Below are 20415 nucleotides of genomic sequence, written 5' to 3' on the forward strand. Positions count from 1 at the left end.
AATCTTGCTAGGAGAAAAAATGATTGAACTGAAATTGGTAGATGAGAGCAGTTTTCAGGCAGTGTTGGATTTGAAAATATCAGAAGCTGATGAACGAGCACGTTTCGTAGCTCCAAATGTGCGCTCTTTAGCTGATGCATGGCTCTACCGGAAAAACGAAGATGTGTTTCCGATGGCAATCTATTGGGATAAGCAAGTGGTTGGCTTTCTCCTGCTAGAAATAGACAAGGATGAAGCGGAATACTTTATCTGGCGGATAATGATTGGTCAGCAGTACCAAGGAAGAGGTTATGGTCGAAAAGCCTTGGAAGTTCTAATCAAAGAGGCCCAGATGGATAGAGCTTGCAGTCATATTACCGCAGATTATGTGGTTGGAAATGAAAAAATGAAGCACCTGTTGACTAGTCTGGGTTTTCAGGAAACAGGATTTATAGAAGAAAATAACGAAGTCGCTATGCGCTTGGATCTAAAGAAAGAGGAATAGAATGACGAAAAAGGCCTTAATCAGCGTCTCAGACAAAGCGGGCATTGTTGAATTTGCCCAAGAACTTAAAAAACTTGGTTGGGATATCATCTCGACAGGTGGGACAAAAGTTACCCTGGATAATGCTGGGGTGGGGACCATTGCGATCGATGATGTGACGGGTTTTCCAGAAATGATGGACGGCCGTGTCAAGACCCTTCACCCAAATATCCATGGTGGGCTCTTGGCTCGTCGTGATTTGGATAGCCACCTTGAGGCGGCTAAGGACAATAAGATCGAGCTTATCGACCTTGTAGTGGTCAACCTTTACCCATTCAAGGAAACGATTCTCAAACCAGATGTGACGTACGCTGATGCGGTTGAAAACATCGATATCGGTGGGCCATCTATGCTTCGTTCAGCAGCGAAAAACCACGCTAGCGTAACGGTTGTGGTAGACCCTGCTGACTATGCAGTGGTTTTGGACGAATTGGCAGCAAATGGCGAAACAAGCTATGAGACTCGCCAACGTTTGGCGGCTAAGGTTTTCCGTCATACAGCGGCTTATGACGCCTTGATTGCAGAATACTTCACAGCTCAAGTCGGAGAAAGTAAGCCAGAAAAACTGACTTTGACTTATGACCTCAAACAAGCCATGCGCTATGGGGAAAATCCTCAACAAGATGCCGATTTCTATCAAAAAGCCTTGCCAACGGATTACTCCATTGCATCAGCGAAACAGCTCAACGGTAAGGAATTGTCCTTTAACAATATTCGTGACGCTGATGCGGCGATTCGTATCATTCGTGATTTCAAAGACCGTCCAACCGTTGTGGCTCTCAAACACATGAACCCATGTGGAATTGGTCAAGCTGATGACATCGAAACTGCTTGGGATTATGCTTATGAGTCTGACCCAGTGTCTATCTTTGGTGGAATTGTCGTCCTTAACCGTGAGGTGGATGCTGCGACAGCTGAGAAGATGCACGGCGTTTTCCTCGAGATCATCATCGCACCGAGCTATACGGATGAAGCGCTAGCCATATTGACCAACAAAAAGAAAAACTTGCGTATCCTTGCCTTGCCATTTGACGCTCAAGAGGCTAGTGAAGTGGAAGCAGAATACACAGGCGTGGTCGGTGGACTTCTGGTGCAAAACCAAGACGTGGTAAAAGAAAGCCCAGCTGATTGGCAAGTCGTTACCAAACGCCAACCAACAGAAACTGAAGCGACTGCCCTTGAGTTCGCTTGGAAAGCTATCAAGTACGTCAAATCAAACGGTATCATCGTAACCAACGACCATATGACACTCGGTGTTGGCCCAGGGCAAACCAACCGAGTGGCTTCTGTTCGCATCGCCATTGAACAAGCCAAAGACCGCCTTGACGGCGCTGTGCTTGCTTCAGATGCCTTCTTCCCATTTGCGGATAACGTGGAAGAAATCGCCAAAGCAGGTATTAAGGCCATCATCCAGCCAGGTGGCTCCGTCCGTGATCAAGAATCTATTGAAGCAGCGGACAAATATGGATTGACCATGGTCTTCACAGGCGTGAGACATTTTAGACATTAAGAAGACGAAAGGGAAGAAAACAGTTTCTTTCCTTTTTTGGTTTAAAATGCTAAGTGAAACAAGATTAAAGCGAACGTTTGTGATATAATGTTAGTAAATAATTCGCAAAAGAGGTTAAGAGATGAAGCTGTTAGTTGTCGGTTCTGGTGGTCGTGAACATGCGATTGCTAAGAAATTGCTTGAATCAAAAGACGTTGAAAAAGTTTTTGTAACTCCTGGAAATGACGGAATGACCTTGGATGGTCTGGAATTGGCAAACATCGCTATTTCCGAACATTCTAAGTTAATAGAGTTCGTAAAGGATAATGATATTGCTTGGACCTTCATTGGGCCAGATGATGCCCTTGCTGCTGGTATCGTGGATGATTTTAACAAAGCTGGGCTCAAGGCTTTTGGTCCGACTAGGGCTGCAGCGGAGCTGGAGTGGTCCAAGGATTTTGCTAAGGAAATCATGGTTAAATACGGTGTTCCGACAGCAGTCTATGGCACATTTTCAGATTTCGAGGAGGCCAAGGCTTATATCGAGGAGAAAGGCGCTCCAATCGTCGTCAAGGCGGATGGCTTGGCGCTCGGGAAAGGTGTCGTCGTTGCCGAGACAGTCGAGCAAGCGGTCGAAGCCGCTCATGAAATGCTTTTGGACAATAAATTCGGTGATTCTGGTGCGCGTGTGGTTATTGAGGAATTCCTCGACGGGGAGGAGTTCTCCCTCTTTGCCTTTGTCAATGGGGACAAGTTCTACATCATGCCAACAGCACAGGACCACAAACGTGCCTATGACGGCGACAAGGGCCCTAACACGGGTGGTATGGGAGCTTATGCGCCAGTTCCTCACTTGCCACAGAGCGTGGTTGATACGGCGGTTGAGACTATTGTCAAGCCAGTTCTTGAAGGGATGATCAAAGAAGGTCGTCCGTATCTTGGTGTCCTTTACGCTGGTCTTATCTTGACAGCAGATGGCCCTAAGGTGATCGAGTTTAACGCTCGTTTTGGAGATCCAGAAACTCAGATTATTTTGCCTCGTCTGACCTCCGATTTTGCACAAAATATCACGGATATCCTCGATAGCAAGGAGCCGAACATCACTTGGACGGATAAGGGTGTGACTCTGGGCGTGGTTGTCGCATCCAAGGGCTACCCGCTAGACTACGAAAAGGGTGTCAAGTTGCCAGCCAAAACCGATGGCGACATCATCACCTACTACGCAGGGGCTAAGTTTGCGGAAAATAGCAGAGAATTGCTGTCCAACGGCGGACGTGTCTATATGCTCGTCACCACAGCAGATACCGTCAAAGAAGCCCAAGATACGATTTACCAAGAACTCGCTCAACAAAAAACAGAAGGTCTCTTCTACCGAACAGATATCGGAAGCAAGGCTGTTAAGTAAAGATATAAGAATAACGCGACGAAGTCGCCAAATATGCTAATGGTTGCATAACTTGCGAGCATTAGCGAGCAATAAAATAACAATCACCGCCGTTGTGAAAGAACGATTGGATGATAATCCAATCGTTCAGGGAAATTGGAAGACCTTGGGCTTCCGATTTAGGCATGAGACACCTTTGGTGGCTGCTGCCGTCCCTCACAACCTAAGGTGATTGAAAAAAGAAAGGAAAGAAAAGGGAAAATTATGACTAAACCAATTATTTCCATCATCATGGGCTCCAAATCCGACTGGGCAACCATGCAAAAAGCCGCCGAAGTCCTAGACCGCTTCGGTGTGGCCTACGAAAAGAAGGTGGTCTCTGCCCACCGCACACCAGACCTCATGTTCAAACATGCCGAAGAAGCTCGTAGCCGTGGCATCAAGGTTATCATCGCAGGTGCTGGAGGCGCAGCTCATTTGCCAGGAATGGTTGCTGCTAAAACAACCCTTCCAGTCATTGGTGTGCCCGTCAAATCTCGTGCCCTTAGTGGCGTGGACTCGCTCTACTCTATCGTACAGATGCCGGGTGGCGTGCCTGTTGCAACTATGGCTATCGGTGAAGCAGGAGCGACAAATGCAGCCCTCTTTGCCCTCCGTCTCCTTTCAGTAGAGGACCAGGCTATTGCTACAGCATTGGCAGATTTTGCAGAAGAGCAAGGAAAAATCGCAGAGGAGTCTACCAATGAGCTCATCTAAAACAATCGGAATTATCGGTGGCGGTCAGTTGGGTCAGATGATGGCCATTTCTGCTATCTACATGGGGCACAAGGTCATCGCGCTGGATCCTGCGGCGGATTGCCCGGCCTCTCGTGTAGCGGAAATCATCGTGGCGCCTTATAACGATGTGAACGCCCTACGTCAGCTGGCTGAGCAATGTGATATCCTCACCTATGAGTTTGAAAATGTCGATGCTGATGGTTTGGATGCGGTTATCAAGGAAGGTCAGCTCCCTCAAGGGACAGACCTGCTCCGCATCTCTCAAAATCGCATTTTTGAAAAGGACTTTCTTTCAAATAAGGCTCAAGTCACTGTGGCACCCTACAAGGTTGTGACTTCAAGTCAAGATTTGGCAGATATTGACCTTTCTAAAAACTATGTCCTTAAGACCGCGACTGGAGGCTACGATGGGCATGGTCAAAAGGTTATTCGTTCAGAAGCAGACTTGGTAGAAGCCTATGCGTTAGCAGACTCAGCAGACTGTGTTTTGGAAGAATTTGTCAACTTTGACCTTGAAATTTCTGTCATCGTGTCAGGAAATGGCAAGGACGTGACGGTTTTCCCAGTTCAGGAAAATATCCACCGCAACAACATTCTTTCGAAGAGCATCGTACCAGCTCGCATTTCAGAAAGTCTAGCAGCCAAGGCCAAAGCTATGGCGGTTCGAATCGCAGAACAACTCAACTTGTCTGGAACTCTTTGCGTGGAAATGTTTGCGACGGCAGATGACATCATTGTCAATGAAATCGCCCCACGCCCACATAACTCAGGACACTACTCAATCGAAGCCTGCGACTTCTCTCAGTTTGATACCCATATCTTGGGCGTTCTCGGAGCACCATTGCCAGCCATCAACCTACATGCGCCTGCTGTTATGCTCAATGTCCTCGGCCAGCATGTCGAGATCGCTGAAAAATATGTCAAAGAAAATCCAAGCGCCCACCTCCACATGTATGGTAAAATAGAAGCGAAACACAACCGCAAGATGGGACATGTGACCGTGTTGGGGGATGCAGAAAACGTGGGGGAGTTTTAGCTTAGCATAGTAAAGTAAAAGGTTGTGAAGAGGAATAAGTTGTTATGAAAATAGATTTATCTAATGAGAAATTGTTTGATATCAATGAGATAGAATTGGATAAACCAGTTAATTTTATTTTTGGGAAGAACGGGACCGGTAAGAGTACCATTACTAAATTGGTTAAAGAACAGATTACTGACAAAGATATTAGAATTTACCAAGGTTTAAAGAGTGTAATTGCAAACGGAAGACTAAATTCTGTTACTCTTGGTGAAGAAAATGTTTCTGCTCAGCGAAATATTGAAAAATTTGAGAGCGAAATAGCTAACTTCGTAGAGGAAAAACGAGGATATGAGGAAATTAAACAATCCTTGACCTTAGAAAAAAATTCTCTAAATAAAGAATTAAAAGCTCAGGAAAATAAAATAAACAATTTTTTTAGTTCTTCTGCCAGAGAAATAAAAAATAATGATTTACATATAGCTAGCACTTCTTACAATCAGCCTACTTTTAAAGCAGAAATAAAGTATGCTTTTCGTTTATCTGTAGATGAACGAAATAAATGTAAAGAGTATCTAAAAATTGATGAGAAAAATGCCAGTCTAATTAAATTGCCAGAGATTAATTTTCTACAAATTTTTGAAGATACAAGAGATATTTTTGTGAAAAAAGTTGAAGAAGAGATAGTAGTTAAGCGACTTGATTCTGATCCAAAAATTAGTTTTGCTCAAAAGGGTCTAGAGTTACATGAACGTGGGGATGTCTGCTCTTTTTGTGGAAGTAATATTCCTGATGAAACATTTGCTGAATTGGAAACTTTTTTCTCAGCATCAAAGATTAAAGAATTTGAAGTCGCTATTAATGATCAGATTGATAGAATTAGTGAAGCACAAGTTCTAGTTGAGAAGGTTGTAATTGCTAATGAAGATTTTTATAGTCAATTCGCTAATGAAGTAGGTGAAATCAAAAAAAAATGGGACAACATAAAAAAGGAACAGGTAAAATTTCTATTATCACTTAAGGAAAAAATGATAGAGAAGTCTACTAAATTATTTTCAACATTGACTTTCGAGGAATTAAAATTACCGGATTCAGGTAAAGATATAATTGAAAGGTATAATAAAATTGTTGAGAAAAATAATGCAGAAGATATTTCTAGATTAAAAAAATTCTCCAAAGATTTATTGAGATTTGATTTGATTGATGCATATGTTGAGAAGTTTGATTTAGCAACAGAGAAAAATAAATTAAAAGCTATACAGGATAAGCTAGATGAATCTGTACGCAGTTCAGAAGCAAATGACTGTGAAATTTTAAAAATAAAGCAGACGATTTCTTCGATTCGTGAGAAAATATCGAAAGAAGTGGAAAAAACTAAATCTGAGAAGAAGTTAGCTACTAATATAAATAAAAAGTTGGAATTATATGTTGATTTTCAATTAGAACATATTGAGCCTGATGCTGGTATGCACCAAGGGTACTATCGAATAAAAAGCAAGTCTGAAAATATTGACGTATATAGAGATATAGGAACACTATCTGAAGGGGAAAAAAATATTATCGGTTTTTTATATTTTATAGAAAAACTTGATGAACAAATCGATAATCCACTTGATAAAGTTATAATTTTTGATGACCCGATGGACTCTAATGATGATATGATGCAATACATTATCATTACTGAAATTCAAGAATTGATGAAACCAATTGATAAGAATAAAACAAATGATAAACTTGTAATTATGACTCATAATTCTCATTTTTATATCAATGTGAAGTATAATCGTTTATATGAGGATGGTAAAGATAAAAATGGTGGAGATAGGGTAGGAGACAAGTTCATTAGACTTCAGAAAGAAAGTTCTACAACCTCTATAAAAGTTTTAGAATCAGAGGGGCAAGATTTCGGTACAAGTTACGAGTTGCTATGGAAAGAATTAGGATTCCTATACAACAATGGCAAACCTGATCTAATGTTGAATTCAATTAGGAGAATTATAGAGACTTTTACAAAATTCAATAGAATAGATAATTTTTATCAAGGTAATCGAGAAGCACAAAAATTATTTAATGTAAATTCACACTCTATCGATGATTTACAATCAGAGTTAAACGGGAAAGGCAGAGAACAAATTATTGCAATGATGAAGAAATGCTTCAAAGACGTTAATTTAGAAAAACACTTTAATTCCCATTGGAAGGCAGCTAAGAAGTAAAATTATATTTTGAAACACTATTCAAAAAATATACTAAGACAGAAAGGAACAGGGCAGTCGTATTTTCTAAACCGAATACGGGCTATGGACTTTCTTTCAAAACAAAATTTACAATAGAAAGTATGAGGGTGTCCGAGTATTTGAGCTCGGGCTACCTAAATTCTGTATCAAACCAAAAAAATAGAAAGGAACAAGGGCACCGTATTCCCCTAACTGAATGCGGACTACGGACCGTGTGAAAAAGATAATTTTGTTGGAGCGCAAGTCGCTCTGCTCAAAATTTCCTATTTTCACGGTGTCCGCTTAACGCCCTTAATATCTTAAATATGATCAACCGTTACTCTCGCCCTGAGATGGCGAATATTTGGAGTGAAGAAAATAAATACCGTGCTTGGCTTGAGGTGGAAATCTTGGCTGACGAGGCATGGGCTGAGTTGGGGGAAATCCCTAAGGAAGATGTGGCTTTGATTCGCGAGAAGGCGGACTTTGACATCGACCGCATTTTAGAGATTGAGCAAGAGACTCGCCACGATGTGGTTGCCTTCACACGTGCGGTTTCTGAGACTCTTGGTGAAGAGCGCAAGTGGGTCCACTATGGTTTGACCTCTACCGACGTGGTGGATACTGCTTACGGTTACCTCTACAAGCAGGCCAACGACATCATCCGTCGTGACCTTGAAAACTTCACCAACATCATCGCTGACAAGGCTAAGGAGCACAAGTTCACCATCATGATGGGGCGTACTCACGGTGTGCACGCTGAGCCGACAACTTTTGGTCTTAAATTGGCCACTTGGTACAGCGAAATGAAGCGCAATATCGAACGTTTCGAGCATGCGGCTGCTGGTGTAGAAGCTGGTAAGATTTCTGGTGCGGTTGGGAACTTTGCCAACATTCCACCATTCGTTGAAAAATACGTCTGCGACAAATTGGGTATCCGTGCCCAAGAAATCTCTACACAGGTCCTTCCTCGTGACCTTCACGCTGAGTACTTTGCAGTTCTTGCTAGCATCGCGACTTCCATCGAGCGTATGGCAACGGAAATCCGTGGTCTGCAAAAGTCTGAGCAGCGCGAAGTGGAAGAGTTCTTTGCCAAAGGTCAAAAAGGGTCTTCAGCAATGCCTCACAAACGTAACCCAATCGGTTCTGAAAACATGACAGGTCTGGCGCGTGTTATCCGTGGTCACATGGTGACGGCCTATGAAAACGTTGCTCTCTGGCACGAACGTGATATTTCTCACTCATCAGCTGAGCGTATCATCACACCGGATACGACCATTTTGATTGACTACATGCTCAACCGTTTTGGAAATATCGTCAAGAACTTGACGGTCTTCCCAGAAAACATGATCCGCAACATGAACTCTACTTTTGGTCTTATCTTTAGCCAACGTGCTATGTTGACCTTGATTGAAAAAGGCATGACCCGTGAGCAAGCCTACGACTTGGTGCAACCAAAAACAGCCCACTCTTGGGACAACCAAGTAGACTTCAAACCGCTTCTCGAAGCAGATCCAGAAGTGACCTCACGCCTCACTCAAGAGGAGATTGATGAAATCTTCAACCCAGCATACTACACCAAACGAGTGGATGATATCTTTGAACGTATCGGACTTGGTGATTAATCCTAACAATAAAAAGCGAGATTGAATCTCGCTTTTTTGTATGCTTGTCGAAGGGGGTTAATCTTCTTTTCTCTTAGTGAGTCCGTAGGCTGCTAGTGTGGCCATGAGTCCTGCTGCGACCAAGCCTGCAGAGTCTTGACTTCCTGTTGCAGGGAGTTGTTTTTCTTCTGCTTTGCTAGTAGTTGTTTCAGCTTGCTCAGCTTTCTCAACGGCAGTGCCGACTTCAACGACTTGAGTGACCGCTTCCTGTGCTACCACGCTATTGACAAGCGTTCTTTCTTCTTTTCCATCAGCACTAGTGCTCACAGAGTAGAAGGCAGTACGGTGGCCGTTAGCTCCTTTAGTAACAACTTGCGTTTGTCCTTTTGGTAATTGAGGATTTTCACGTGTCACAGTAGTGAATGGAATTTCTTCCTCTTGGATATCCAGTCTCGGTTTTGTTTCTGCGGCTGGAGCAAGACCGTGTTCGTCTCCTACATGGGTTACAAGGGTTCCGACTTCAATAACTTGGGTCACTGCTTCTTGAGTCACAAGGCTATCTACAAGAGTTTTCACTTCCTTACCGTCAGCACTAGTGCTCACAGAGTAGTAATGACTGCGACGGCCGTTAGCGCCTTTAGTAACGACTTGAGTCTTCCCTTTGAGCAAGAGTGGATTTTCACGTGTCACGGTAGTGAACGGAATATCTTCTTCTTGGATATCTAGTCTTGGTTTCGCTTCGGCAGCTGGAGCAAGGCCACTTTCATCCCCTTTGTGAGTAATAGGGGCACCGATTTCAACCACTTGGGTCACAGGTTCTTTGGTTACTTGGCTATCTAGAACCGTTTCTGTTTGTTTCCCATTTTCAGTAAGGACAGATATGTAATGAGTGCGTTCGCCCTCTACACCTGGTGTGATGATCTTTTCCTGACCAGCTGGGAGATTTGGATTTTCCTTCTTGATGACCTCAAATGGAATCTTTTCTGCTCTTGTGATGAGTTCCGGTTTGGTTTCAACATTGGCAGCTAGTTCGTTTTCATCGAGGCTTCCTGAGTGGGTTGCTGCTGGTTTGAGGTCTAGGCGGGCTGCTTTGAGTTTGGCTACGAGAGCGTCTAACTCGGCTTGTTTGTTACGATTGAGGTTGTAGTTGAGAGCTTCTTTAGCTGCATTTAGGGCCTCCAAGCTCTCCTTGCTGTATCCATCCAAGTTTGCAGGGATTTGAGCAAGTTCCTCACGGAGTGCATTGTAGTTAGCGCGGAAGTAGTCTTTGTTATGGTCTGCAAAGGCAGTCATGAGTTCAAAGATTTCTTCTTCCTTGTACTCAGCACTTGGTTTGTCTGCCCAGATGGCAAGCATGCTTCCAACTGTTGGAAGGTCTACCTCAGGATACTTGGTAGATGCGAGCTGGTTAAATGGTGTTTTTTTAGTATTTTCAATTGCTTTTTTGAGGAAACCACCACCATCTTCAGGTTTCTGGCCGAGAATGTAGTACCAGTCTCCGTTGGTGTTAAGGAATTTGTAGCCTTTGCTTGCCAGGTACTGAGGAGATGCAAGGTTGTAACCCCACCATCCCTTAGACCAGTAAGAGATGATGACATCCTTGTCAAACTCAACATCATCCTTGTCCTCGTAGTAGAAACCATCGTTGAAGGCCATTGGTTGAAGGCCTCTTTCTTTGGCCATAGCAGCAAGAGTGTTAGAGTACTCAGCAAACTTGCCATAGAGTCCATACCATTTGAGGTAGTACCAGCCTTGCGCGTTGGTAGCATCATTGGCATATTCGTCTGTACCGTAGTTGAAGATCTTAGTTTTGCCTGCAAAGAAGTCCATGTACTTGCCGATGAGGGCTTTGACAAAGTTCATCGCCTCTTCGTTTTCAAGGTCCATGGTTGTTTTGGATACCTTGTCAAAGTTGGCTTGAGGATTCTTGATTCCAAGTTTTTCCATAGCGACGAGCATGGCATCCATGTGACCTGGGCTGTTGATCGCTGGGATGAGTCCGAGGCCTTTTGATTTTGCGTACTCGATCAATTCAGTGATTTCAGCTTGACTAAGAGTGGTTCCGTTTGGATCATCGTAGTAAGCTTTTGTTCCTTCGATGATGGCCTTTTTGACGTCGTCACTTGCATAAGTTTTTCCGTTAGCTGTGATGGTCATGTCATCAAGGAGGAAGCGAAGTCCATCATTTCCTAGGAGAAGATGCACATCAGAGTAGCCGAGTTCGCTCGCCTTGTCTACGATGCGTTTGAGTTGGTCAAGTGTGAAGTACTTACGTCCAGCATCGATAGAGATTACCTTGTTCTTGGCAAGTTTTTCAACTTCACGTTTCGCGTCTTCTTCTTTTTGAGCTTCTGGTGTGAAGGTCAAATTGCTTACAGCTTCTTGGAGTTTTGCGATTGCTTGGTCAATGGTGTCTTGTTGGGCACGGCTGAGGTTGCTATCGAGTGAGCGAATAGCTTTTTCAGCTTCTTTTACAGCTGCGACACTTTCTGCAGTATAGCGGTTAAGGTCTGTTGGTACTTCTTTCAGAGCTTGCTCAGCAGACTCATAGTCAGCTGCGAAGTATTCAGCATTGGCATTTGCGAAGCTACGCATGAGTTTGAAGAGGCGTGATGGTGAATAGCGTGCAGATGGGGTATCCGCCCAAGCAGCTACCATACCCCCGATGAACGGGATAGTAGCCCCATCAGATTTTGGTACAGAAGTGATTGGAGTGTTCTTGATACCATTGAGTCCTTGGTCGAGGTTGTACCAGCCTTGGCCATCGGCATTTCGTCCGAGGACGTAGTACCAAGCATCGTTGGTATTAAGGATTTGGTGGCCTTTTTCAACTAGAAGTTTAGAAGAAGCGACGTCGTATCCGCCCCATCCACCAGTCCACATAGAAACGATGATGTCTTTGTCAAAGGTTCCAAAGCTAGTGTCGCTATTGTAGTAGATACCGTCGTTAAAAGCCATTGGTTTGAGGCCGTGAGATTTGACGATGCGAGCAAGGTCGTTGGCGTAGGCGATAAATTTATCATAACCCTTGTCAGGGAATCCATCTTCTGGATACCATTTATAGGCTTGAAGAACGCTCCAGCCTTTGGCGTTTGTAGCATCATTGGCGTACTCGTCTAGTCCGATATTGAAGATGTCAGTTTTGCCAGCGAAGTAAGCAGCATACTTTTCGATCAGAGCTTTGGTAAATGCAACCGCTTCTTTGTTATCCAGGTCAACGGTACGAGCAGATTCCTTGCCAAAGTAGTTGAAGTTCGGTTTTTGGATACCTAGTTCTTTCATGGCATGCAAAATCGCATCCATGTGGCCAGGGCTATTTACAGTTGGGATGAGACCAATGCCTTTGTTTTTAGCATAGTTGATCAAGTCCGTCATCTGACTTTCTGTCAAATGGTTGCCGTTTGGATCCTTGTAGTAGGCATCGGTTCCGTTTTCGAGTGCACGTTTGACATCGTCACTTGCATAGGTTTTGCCATTGGCTGTGATCGTCATGTCGTCTAACATAAAACGCATGCCGTCATTTCCAACTAGTAGATGAAGATCAGTATAACCGTAGTGTTTGGCTTTGTCGATGATTTCTTTGAGTTGGTCTGGAGAGAAGTACTTGCGTCCAGCGTCGATTGAGATCATTTTTCGTTTTGCCAGTTTTTCATTTACCTGAGCTGCTCGTTCCGTGCTAGGAGTGGCTACTGCAGGTGTGACGGCTTCATTTTTCTTTTCTGAAGAAGTGCTTTCAGCAGGAGTTTCAGCTGGGGCAGGGCTTTCTTTCTCGGCAGTAGGAGTTGGAGTAGCATTTTCTGTCACAACTGGTGCGCTTGACTCTTCTGTTGTTGGAGCAACTGTTCGAGGAGCCTCCTGGTCTTCTTTGACCTCCTCTTTTACAGGTTTGTCAGCCTTTTCTTCCAGTTTTTCTGGAACCTTGGAGTCTACAGCTTCCTTGACTGCTTGAGGACTCTCCTGAATAGTTTGAACAGTTTCTTCAGCTGTTGGAGCTGGAGTAATCCCGTCGGCAGATACGACTTGGGCGCTAAAAGCAAATCCTATAAGTACAGAAGCTGCCCCAACCGCGTATTTACGGATGGAGAAGCGCTGTTTCTTTTCTAGTTTCATGACAAAACCTCCTTGTTATTATCATATATGATAGCGTTTACATAAAACCAATTTTATTTTATTATCTAAGGAGTAAAATGTCAAGTGGGTTTATATAAGAACTATAATAAATAGAGGAAATCATAAGATTTAGGAGAAATTTGCTAATGAGGGATAAAACAGAGGAAAAACCAAACGAAAATTTACCTTGTTTTTAGTAAAAATGCTACTAATTAAATAAGAGACCTTCATAGCGTTTTCACAACTTATTTCTCGTGCTATAATGAATATAGAAAAAGCCTGAGCTAGGCTCAGGCTTTTTCTTAATGACCTCGGTTACATGAGATGAATTTGATTTTGTAGTAGTCTGCTCGCTTATAAGTTTCACTATAGGCAAGGACTTGGCCAGTGGCCTCAAGTTTTGTAGTCTTTGTTTGGAAGACAGTTGGGAATTGTGTATCGATTCCGAGTACAGAAGCAGCATGCTCTGGTGTTGGGAATGCGATTTCGTTGATTTCCTCAAAATGTTCATCACTCATGTGAATGCGGTAATCCAATTTGAAACGTGTATAGATAGAGCTATAATAATCAAGATTTGGATAGTTGGCATTGATGTATTGCTCAGGAATATAAGATGTGTGGTAGATGTATGTTACGTCGTTTGTCTGACGAATACGTTCAATCTTATAGTAGAATTGATCTCCACGTAGTCCAAGTTTATCTAAATATTCAAGTTTGTTTCCGCGCTCGATAGAAAGGACAGTAACTTTATCGTCTTTTGTTTCAAAGATTTCAACATCTGAAAACTCAACGAGTTTGTGCTTGCGGGCACGTGAAACGAAAGTACCTTTACCTTGTTGGCGGACAATGTAGCCGTCTTTAGCAAGGTCGTTCAAGGCACGAACAACTGTGATTGAACTCACATCGTACATCGCGATCAATTCGGCTTCTGTATAAAATTTATCTCCACTTGCAAATTGACCAGAGATGATTTTATTTTTTAATTCATCTTTAATATATTGGTATTTAGGAATAGCCATAAATTTCACCTCGATTCTCTTTCTCCAATTTTGATTTTACCACAAATATAGAGAAAAGAGTAGTATTAAGGTCAAAAAATTAAAATAATAGACTAAAAATGTTATTTTACATGTAAAAAAATTCATTTGATGTTCTTGTGAATTATCATACATAAAAAGATCGTTTTCATGCTATTTTTAGATAATTTCGGTAAACGGTAAGTAAAAAAATAGAAAAATTTTAAATAATTTTCTAAAACCTATTGACAAATGCAAAAGATTTGATTATAGTTAATATTATAATAAATGAAAGCGCAAACTTAATTCGTCAGAGGTAATAACATGACCAGATTTAAAATTGAGGACGATTTCTATTTAGACGGAAAACCGTTCAAGATTTTGTCCGGCGCCATTCATTATTTTAGGATTCCAGCAGAGGATTGGTATCATTCTCTCTATAACTTAAAGGCGCTTGGCTTTAATACAGTCGAGACCTATGTGGCTTGGAATTTACACGAACCTGTTGAAGGGGAGTTTGATTTTGAAGGTGCCAGAAATTTGGAGAGATTTCTTCAAATTGCACAAGATCTAGGTCTCTATGCCATTGTACGCCCGTCTCCGTTTATCTGTGCGGAATGGGAATTTGGTGGCTTGCCGGCTTGGCTCTTGACCAAGGACATGCGAATTCGCTCGTCCGACCCGGCCTACATCGAGGCTGTTGCTCGCTATTATGACCAATTATTGCCAAGGCTTGTGCCTCGCTTGTTGGATAATGGTGGAAACATTCTTATGATGCAAGTCGAAAATGAATATGGCTCTTATGGAGAAGACAAGTCTTATCTACGAGCAATTCGGAAATTGATGGAAGACCGAGGGATTGATTGCCCACTCTTTACTTCAGATGGTCCATGGAGGGCTACTCTGAAAGCCGGAACCTTGATCGAAGACGATCTCTTTGTGACAGGAAACTTCGGTTCTAAAGCTCCGTACAACTTTTCACAGATGCAGGAATTCTTTGATGAGCATGGCAAGAAATGGCCCCTCATGTGTATGGAATTCTGGGATGGTTGGTTCAACCGTTGGAAAGAACCCATCATCACACGGGATCCTAAAGAATTGGCAGAAGCTGTTCGAGAGGTATTGGAGCAAGGCTCTATCAACCTCTACATGTTCCATGGAGGGACAAACTTTGGTTTCATGAATGGTTGCTCGGCTCGAGGGACTCTGGATTTGCCACAAGTCACATCTTACGACTATGACGCCCTTCTTGATGAAGAAGGAAATCCAACTGCTAAATACTTAGCAGTCAAGAAGATGATGGCAACACACTTCCCAGAGTATCCACAGTTGGAACCACTCTATAAGGAAAGCATGGAGATAGGGTCCATTCCATTGGTCGAAAAAGTTTCCTTGTTTGAAACTCTGGATAGTCTCTCTAGTCCTACTGAAAGCCTCTATCCAAAAGCGATGGAAGAACTTGGTCAAAGTTATGGCTACCTTCTCTACCGCACGGAGGCAAGTTGGGATGCAGAAGAGGAACGCCTCCGTATCATCGATGGACGTGACCGAGCTCAACTCTTTGTAGATGGTCAATGGATTGCTACTCAATACCAGACAGAGATTGGTGAAGATATCTACTGTCAAGGCAACCGAGAAGGCTTTTCAGAGATTGACATCTTGATCGAAAATATGGGGCGTGTCAACTACGGTCATAAGTTCTTGGCAGATACGCAACGTAAAGGAATTCGTACAGGTGTCTGCAAGGATCTACATTTCTTACTGAATTGGAAACAATATCCACTACCACTGGATAATCCTGAGAAGATTGATTTTTCAAAAGGATGGACAGAAGGACAACCAGCCTTTTACGCTTTCGACTTTACGGTCGAAGAGCCGAAGGATACCTACTTAGACTTGTCTGAGTTTGGTAAGGGAGTTGCCTTTGTCAACGGGCGTCACCTAGGGCGTTTCTGGAACGTCGGCCCGACCCTCTCACTTTATATCCCTCATAGTTATCTCAAGGAAGGTGCTAACCGCATCATTATCTTTGAAACTGAGGGCGAATATAAAGAAGAGATTCGTTTAACTCGTAAACCTACACTAAAACACATAAAGGGGGAAAACTTATGACAATTGTAGGATGCCGTATCGATGGACGTTTGATCCACGGTCAAGTAGCCAATCTTTGGGCTGGAAAACTAAATGTTTCACGCATTATGGTTGTAGACGACGAAGTTGTTAACAACGATATTGAAAAGAGTGGTTTGAAACTTGCGACACCACCAGGTGTGAAACTCAGTATCTTGCCAGTTGAGAAAGCAGCAGCAAATATCCTTGCTGGTAAATACGATAGCCAACGTCTCTTTATCGTTGCACGTAAACCAGACCGTTTCCTTGGTTTGGTCGAAGCAGGTGTACCGCTTGAAACACTCAACGTCGGCAATATGTCTCAAACACCAGAAACTCGCTCTATCACACGTTCTATCAACGTGGTAGACAAGGATGTGGAAGATTTCCACAAACTAGCAGAAAAAGGTGTGAAACTCACTGCTCAAATGGTTCCAAATGATCCAGTTTCAGACTTTTTGAGCTTATTAAAATAGGAAAAAATTTTTAGGAGGTCATTGTTATGATACAATGGTGGCAAATTTTACTTCTCACTTTGTACTCAGCTTATCAAATCTGTGATGAGTTGACAATCGTTTCATCTGCAGGTTCCCCTGTATTCGCTGGTTTCATTACTGGTTTGATCATGGGAGATGTGACAACTGGTTTGTTTATCGGTGGTAGCTTGCAGTTGTTCGTTCTCGGGGTTGGTACCTTCGGTGGTGCTTCTCGTATTGACGCAACTTCTGGTGCGGTTCTTGCAACAGCATTCTCTATCTCTCAAGGTATTGATACAGATCTTGCGATTACAACAATCGCTGTACCAGTAGCAGCACTTTTGACATACTTCGACGTTCTTGGACGTATGACAACTACTTTCTTTGCACACCGTATTGATGCTGCGATCGAACGCTTTGACTACAAAGGTATCGAACGTAACTATCTACTTGGTGCGCTTCCATGGGCTCTTTCTCGTGCCCTTCCAGTATTCTTCGCTCTTGCTTTTGGTGGAGAATTCGTACAAGGTGTTGTAAACCTTGTTAAAGAATACCAATGGGTTGCAGATGGTTTGACACTTGCAGGTCGTATGCTTCCAGGTCTCGGATTTGCAATCTTGCTTCGTTACCTTCCAGTTAAACGTAACCTTCACTACCTTGCAATGGGATTCGGTTTGACAGCTATGTTGACTGTTCTTTACTCATATGTAACAGGTCTTGGTGGAGCTGTTGCGGGTATCCTTGGTACTCTTCCTGCTGATGTTGCTGAAAAGATTGGCTTTGCTAACAACTTCAAAGGATTGTCTATGATCGGTATCTCTATCGTAGGTATCTTCCTTGCAGTTGTTCACTTTAAGAACAGCCAAAAAGTAGCTGTAGCAGCACCTTCTACACCATCAGAAAGTGGGGAAATTGAAGATGACGAATTCTAATTACAAATTAACAAAAGAAGATTTTAATCAAATCAACAAACGTAGCTTGTTCACTTTCCAATTGGGATGGAACTACGAGCGTATGCAAGCATCAGGTTACCTTTACATGATCTTGCCACAATTGCGTAAAATGTATGGGGATGGAACTCCTGAATTGAAAGAAATGATGAAAGTTCATACTCAATTCTTCAATACTTCACCATTCTTCCACACAATTATCGCTGGTTTTGACCTTGCCATGGAAGAAAAAGATGGTGTGGGTTCAAAAGATGCCGTTAACGGTATCAAGACAGGTTTGATGGGACCATTCGCTCCTCTTGGAGATACTATCTTTGGTTCACTTGTACCTGCTATCATGGGATCTATCGCAGCAACTATGGCTATCGCTGGCCAACCATGGGGTATCTTCCTTTGGATCGCAGTTGCAGTTGCATATGACATCTTCCGTTGGAAACAATTGGAATTTGCCTACAAAGAAGGGGTTAACCTTATCAACAACATGCAAAGTACCTTGACAGCTTTGATTGATGCTGCATCTGTACTTGGTGTCTTCATGATGGGTGCTCTTGTAGCAACAATGATCAACTTTGACATTTCTTACAAATTGCCAATCGGTGAAAAGATGATTGACTTCCAAGACATCTTGAACTCAATCTTCCCACGCTTGCTCCCAGCAATCTTTACTGCCTTTATCTTCTGGTTGCTTGGTAAGAAAGGTATGAACTCTACTAAAGCGATCGGTATCATTATCGTTCTTGCAGTAGGTCTTTCATTCATCGGTAAATTCTTGCTTGGAATGGGCGCATAATTTATGAGTAAGTCATTAATTTTGGTGAGTCATGGTCGTTTCTGTGAAGAACTTAAAGGTAGCACAGAAATGATCATGGGTCCACAGGACAACATTCATGCAGTGGCTCTTCTTCCAGAAGATGGTCCAGAAGAATTTACTGCAAAATTTGAAGCTGCTATCGAAGGATTGGATGATTTCCTAGTCTTTGCGGACCTTCTCGGTGGTACACCCTGTAACGTGGTAAGCCGTTTGATCATGGAAGGTCGCGACATTGAACTCTACGCAGGGATGAATCTTCCAATGGTGATTGAATTTATCAATGCAAGCCTTACAGGTGCAGATGCGGATTATAAGAGCCGTGCTGCAGAAAGCATCGTAAAAGTCAACGACCTGTTAGCGGGCTTCGATGATGACGAAGATGAATAATACTCTTCGAAAATCAAATTCAAACCACGTCAGCGTCGCCTTGCCGTATAGATGTTACTGACTTCGTCAGTTCTATCTGCAACCTCAAAGCAGTGCTTTGAGCAACCTGCGGCTAGCTTCCTAGTTTGCTCTTTGATTTTCATTGAGTATACGATGTGACAACGGCTAAATCGTTAGAGCATCTTATATAGAATATACATGGGAATGGGAGTCAATCCCATTCCCATATTTTCAATAGGAATGAAACAACAATAGATTAGAGGAACTCTATGCTAAATTACACAAAAGAAGAATTACTTGAACTGGGTGCAGAAATCACGACTCGTGAGATCTACCAACAGCCTGATGTATGGAAAGAGGCTTTTGAAGCCTATCAAGCAAAACGAGAAGAAATTGTAGCCTTCCTACAAGGAATCGCTGATAAGCATGACTATATCAAGGTCATCTTGACGGGTGCTGGTACTTCTGCTTATGTGGGAGATACCTTGGTGCCTTACTTTAAGGAAGTCTATGACGAACGCAAATGGAATTTCAATGCTATTGCGACAACTGATATTGTTGCCAATCCAGAAACTTATTTGAAAAAAGATGTGGCGACTGTCCTTGTTTCCTTTGCTCGTAGTGGGAATTCACCTGAAAGTGTGGCGACGGTTGATTTGGCTAAGGCCTTGGTGGATGACCTCTATCAAGTGACCATTACATGTGCTGCAGATGGTAAATTGGCTCTTCAAGCTCATGGAGATGACCGCAATCTCTTGCTTTTGCAACCAGCTGCTTCTAATGACGCTGGATTTGCCATGACTTCTAGCTTTACATCTATGCTGCTAACAGCTCTCTTGGTCTTTGATCCTACAGAATTTGCTGTGAAAGCTGAACGTTTTGAAGTTGTGTCTAGCCTTGCCCGCAAAGTTCTAGACAATGCAGCAGATGTTAAAGGGCTTGTAGACCTTGACTTTAACCGCGTCATCTATCTTGGTGCTGGTCCTTTCTTTGGCCTTGCTCATGAAGCTCAGCTCAAGATTTTGGAATTAACAGCTGGTCAAGTGGCGACCATGTATGAAAGCCCAGTTGGCTTCCGTCACGGTCCAAAATCATTGATCAACGAAGATACAGTTGTTTTGGTATTTGGTACAACGACAGACTACACTCGCAAGTACGACTTGGACTTGGTTCGTGAAGTGGCTGGTGATCACATTGCTCGTCGTGTCGTGCTCTTGAGTGATCAAGCCTTTGGTCTTGAAAATGTCAAAGAAGTAGCCCTTGGTTGTGGCGGTGTCTTGAACGATATTTACCGTGTCTTCCCTTACATCGTTTATGCCCAACTCTTTGCCCTATTGACTTCACTCAAGGTAGAAAATAAACCAGATACACCGTCTCCTACTGGTACCGTAAACCGTGTGGTACAAGGTGTGATCATTCATGAATATCAAAAATAAGGAAGTGTCTATGAGTAAATTACAATTAAGTCCCAATAAAGTAGCTTGCTTGCAAAAACTCTCTGACGAGAACGGCATTATCTCAGCTCTTGCCTTTGACCAACGTGGT

General features: G+C 42.9%; 16 protein-coding genes and 1 pseudogene. 15 read left to right on the top strand and 2 right to left on the bottom strand.

What is annotated here, in order from left to right; genetic code table 11:
* Nucleotides 1-19 precede the first annotated feature (19 nt).
* From HMPREF2766_RS04355 to purB, 8 genes are all read left to right on the top strand, one after another.
* On the top strand, nucleotides 20-484 hold the full coding sequence (locus tag HMPREF2766_RS04355; RefSeq protein WP_000571268.1) for a GNAT family N-acetyltransferase: 465 nt from the start codon (nucleotides 20-22) through the stop codon (nucleotides 482-484).
* A gap of 1 nt (nucleotide 485) precedes the next feature.
* On the top strand, nucleotides 486-2033 hold the full coding sequence (gene purH, locus HMPREF2766_RS04360; protein ID WP_070567943.1) for a bifunctional phosphoribosylaminoimidazolecarboxamide formyltransferase/IMP cyclohydrolase: 1548 nt from the start codon (nucleotides 486-488) through the stop codon (nucleotides 2031-2033).
* Between the two features lie 121 nt (nucleotides 2034-2154).
* On the top strand, nucleotides 2155-3417 hold the full coding sequence (gene purD, locus HMPREF2766_RS04365) for a phosphoribosylamine--glycine ligase (RefSeq protein WP_070567945.1): 1263 nt from the start codon (nucleotides 2155-2157) through the stop codon (nucleotides 3415-3417).
* Between the two features lie 94 nt (nucleotides 3418-3511).
* Nucleotides 3512-3628, top strand: a complete 117-nt coding sequence (locus HMPREF2766_RS10245; RefSeq protein WP_079114924.1) for a phosphoribosylaminoimidazole carboxylase — start codon at nucleotides 3512-3514, stop codon at nucleotides 3626-3628.
* Nucleotides 3629-3660: 32 nt separating this feature from the next.
* Nucleotides 3661-4152 carry a 5-(carboxyamino)imidazole ribonucleotide mutase gene (gene purE, locus HMPREF2766_RS04370; RefSeq protein ID WP_070567947.1) on the top strand — a complete coding sequence of 164 codons (492 nt, stop codon included), beginning with the start codon at nucleotides 3661-3663 and terminating at the stop codon, nucleotides 4150-4152.
* Nucleotides 4139-5209 (top strand): 5-(carboxyamino)imidazole ribonucleotide synthase, encoded by a 1071-nt coding sequence (purK, locus tag HMPREF2766_RS04375; protein WP_070567950.1) that lies wholly within the window; start codon nucleotides 4139-4141, stop codon nucleotides 5207-5209. The genes purE and purK overlap by 14 nt, the downstream gene beginning before the upstream one ends.
* Before the next feature lie 44 nt (nucleotides 5210-5253).
* A complete protein-coding gene (locus HMPREF2766_RS04380; protein WP_070567952.1) occupies nucleotides 5254-7407 on the top strand; it encodes an AAA family ATPase in 2154 nt (717 codons plus the stop codon).
* Between the two features lie 326 nt (nucleotides 7408-7733).
* Nucleotides 7734-9032, top strand: coding sequence for an adenylosuccinate lyase (purB, locus tag HMPREF2766_RS04385; RefSeq protein WP_070567953.1), 1299 nt, complete (start codon nucleotides 7734-7736; stop codon nucleotides 9030-9032).
* Between the two features lie 57 nt (nucleotides 9033-9089).
* Here the strand turns inward: purB and strH are convergent, their stop codons facing one another.
* Nucleotides 9090-13121, bottom strand: coding sequence for an LPXTG-anchored beta-N-acetylhexosaminidase StrH (gene strH, locus HMPREF2766_RS04390; protein WP_070567955.1), 4032 nt, complete (start codon nucleotides 13119-13121; stop codon nucleotides 9090-9092).
* A 302-nt stretch (nucleotides 13122-13423) separates the two neighbouring features.
* Entirely contained in the window at nucleotides 13424-14140 is a 717-nt protein-coding gene (locus tag HMPREF2766_RS04395) for a GntR family transcriptional regulator (protein ID WP_001007181.1), read from the bottom strand.
* A 321-nt stretch (nucleotides 14141-14461) separates the two neighbouring features.
* Here HMPREF2766_RS04395 and HMPREF2766_RS04400 point away from each other — a divergent pair, with 321 nt between their 5' ends.
* The 7 genes and pseudogenes from HMPREF2766_RS04400 to HMPREF2766_RS10110 form a co-directional block, all read left to right on the top strand.
* Entirely contained in the window at nucleotides 14462-16249 is a 1788-nt protein-coding gene (locus tag HMPREF2766_RS04400) for a glycoside hydrolase family 35 protein (protein WP_070567957.1), read from the top strand.
* The gene (locus HMPREF2766_RS04405; protein WP_000156968.1) at nucleotides 16246-16722 is read left to right on the top strand and encodes a PTS sugar transporter subunit IIB; all 477 of its coding nucleotides are present in this window, start codon (nucleotides 16246-16248) and stop codon (nucleotides 16720-16722) included. Before HMPREF2766_RS04400 ends, HMPREF2766_RS04405 begins: the two co-directional genes overlap by 4 nt.
* A 26-nt stretch (nucleotides 16723-16748) precedes the next feature.
* Nucleotides 16749-17654 (top strand): PTS mannose/fructose/sorbose/N-acetylgalactosamine transporter subunit IIC, encoded by a 906-nt coding sequence (locus HMPREF2766_RS04410; RefSeq protein WP_070567959.1) that lies wholly within the window; start codon nucleotides 16749-16751, stop codon nucleotides 17652-17654.
* Nucleotides 17641-18462 (top strand): PTS system mannose/fructose/sorbose family transporter subunit IID, encoded by an 822-nt coding sequence (locus HMPREF2766_RS04415; protein ID WP_000185284.1) that lies wholly within the window; start codon nucleotides 17641-17643, stop codon nucleotides 18460-18462. Before HMPREF2766_RS04410 ends, HMPREF2766_RS04415 begins: the two co-directional genes overlap by 14 nt.
* A gap of 3 nt (nucleotides 18463-18465) precedes the next feature.
* Nucleotides 18466-18870, top strand: coding sequence for a PTS sugar transporter subunit IIA (locus tag HMPREF2766_RS04420; protein WP_000045700.1), 405 nt, complete (start codon nucleotides 18466-18468; stop codon nucleotides 18868-18870).
* Nucleotides 18871-19139: 269 nt separating this feature from the next.
* Nucleotides 19140-20306: an SIS domain-containing protein gene (locus tag HMPREF2766_RS04425; protein ID WP_070567961.1), complete on the top strand. Its 1167-nt coding sequence runs from the start codon at nucleotides 19140-19142 to the stop codon at nucleotides 20304-20306.
* 10 nt (nucleotides 20307-20316) lie between these two features.
* A pseudogene (locus tag HMPREF2766_RS10110) lies at nucleotides 20317-20415 on the top strand (tagatose-bisphosphate aldolase); the annotation flags it as partial.

The sequence above is a fragment of the Streptococcus sp. HMSC076C08 genome (genome assembly GCF_001810825.1).
In the GTDB taxonomy this organism is placed as follows: Bacteria; Bacillota; Bacilli; order Lactobacillales; family Streptococcaceae; genus Streptococcus.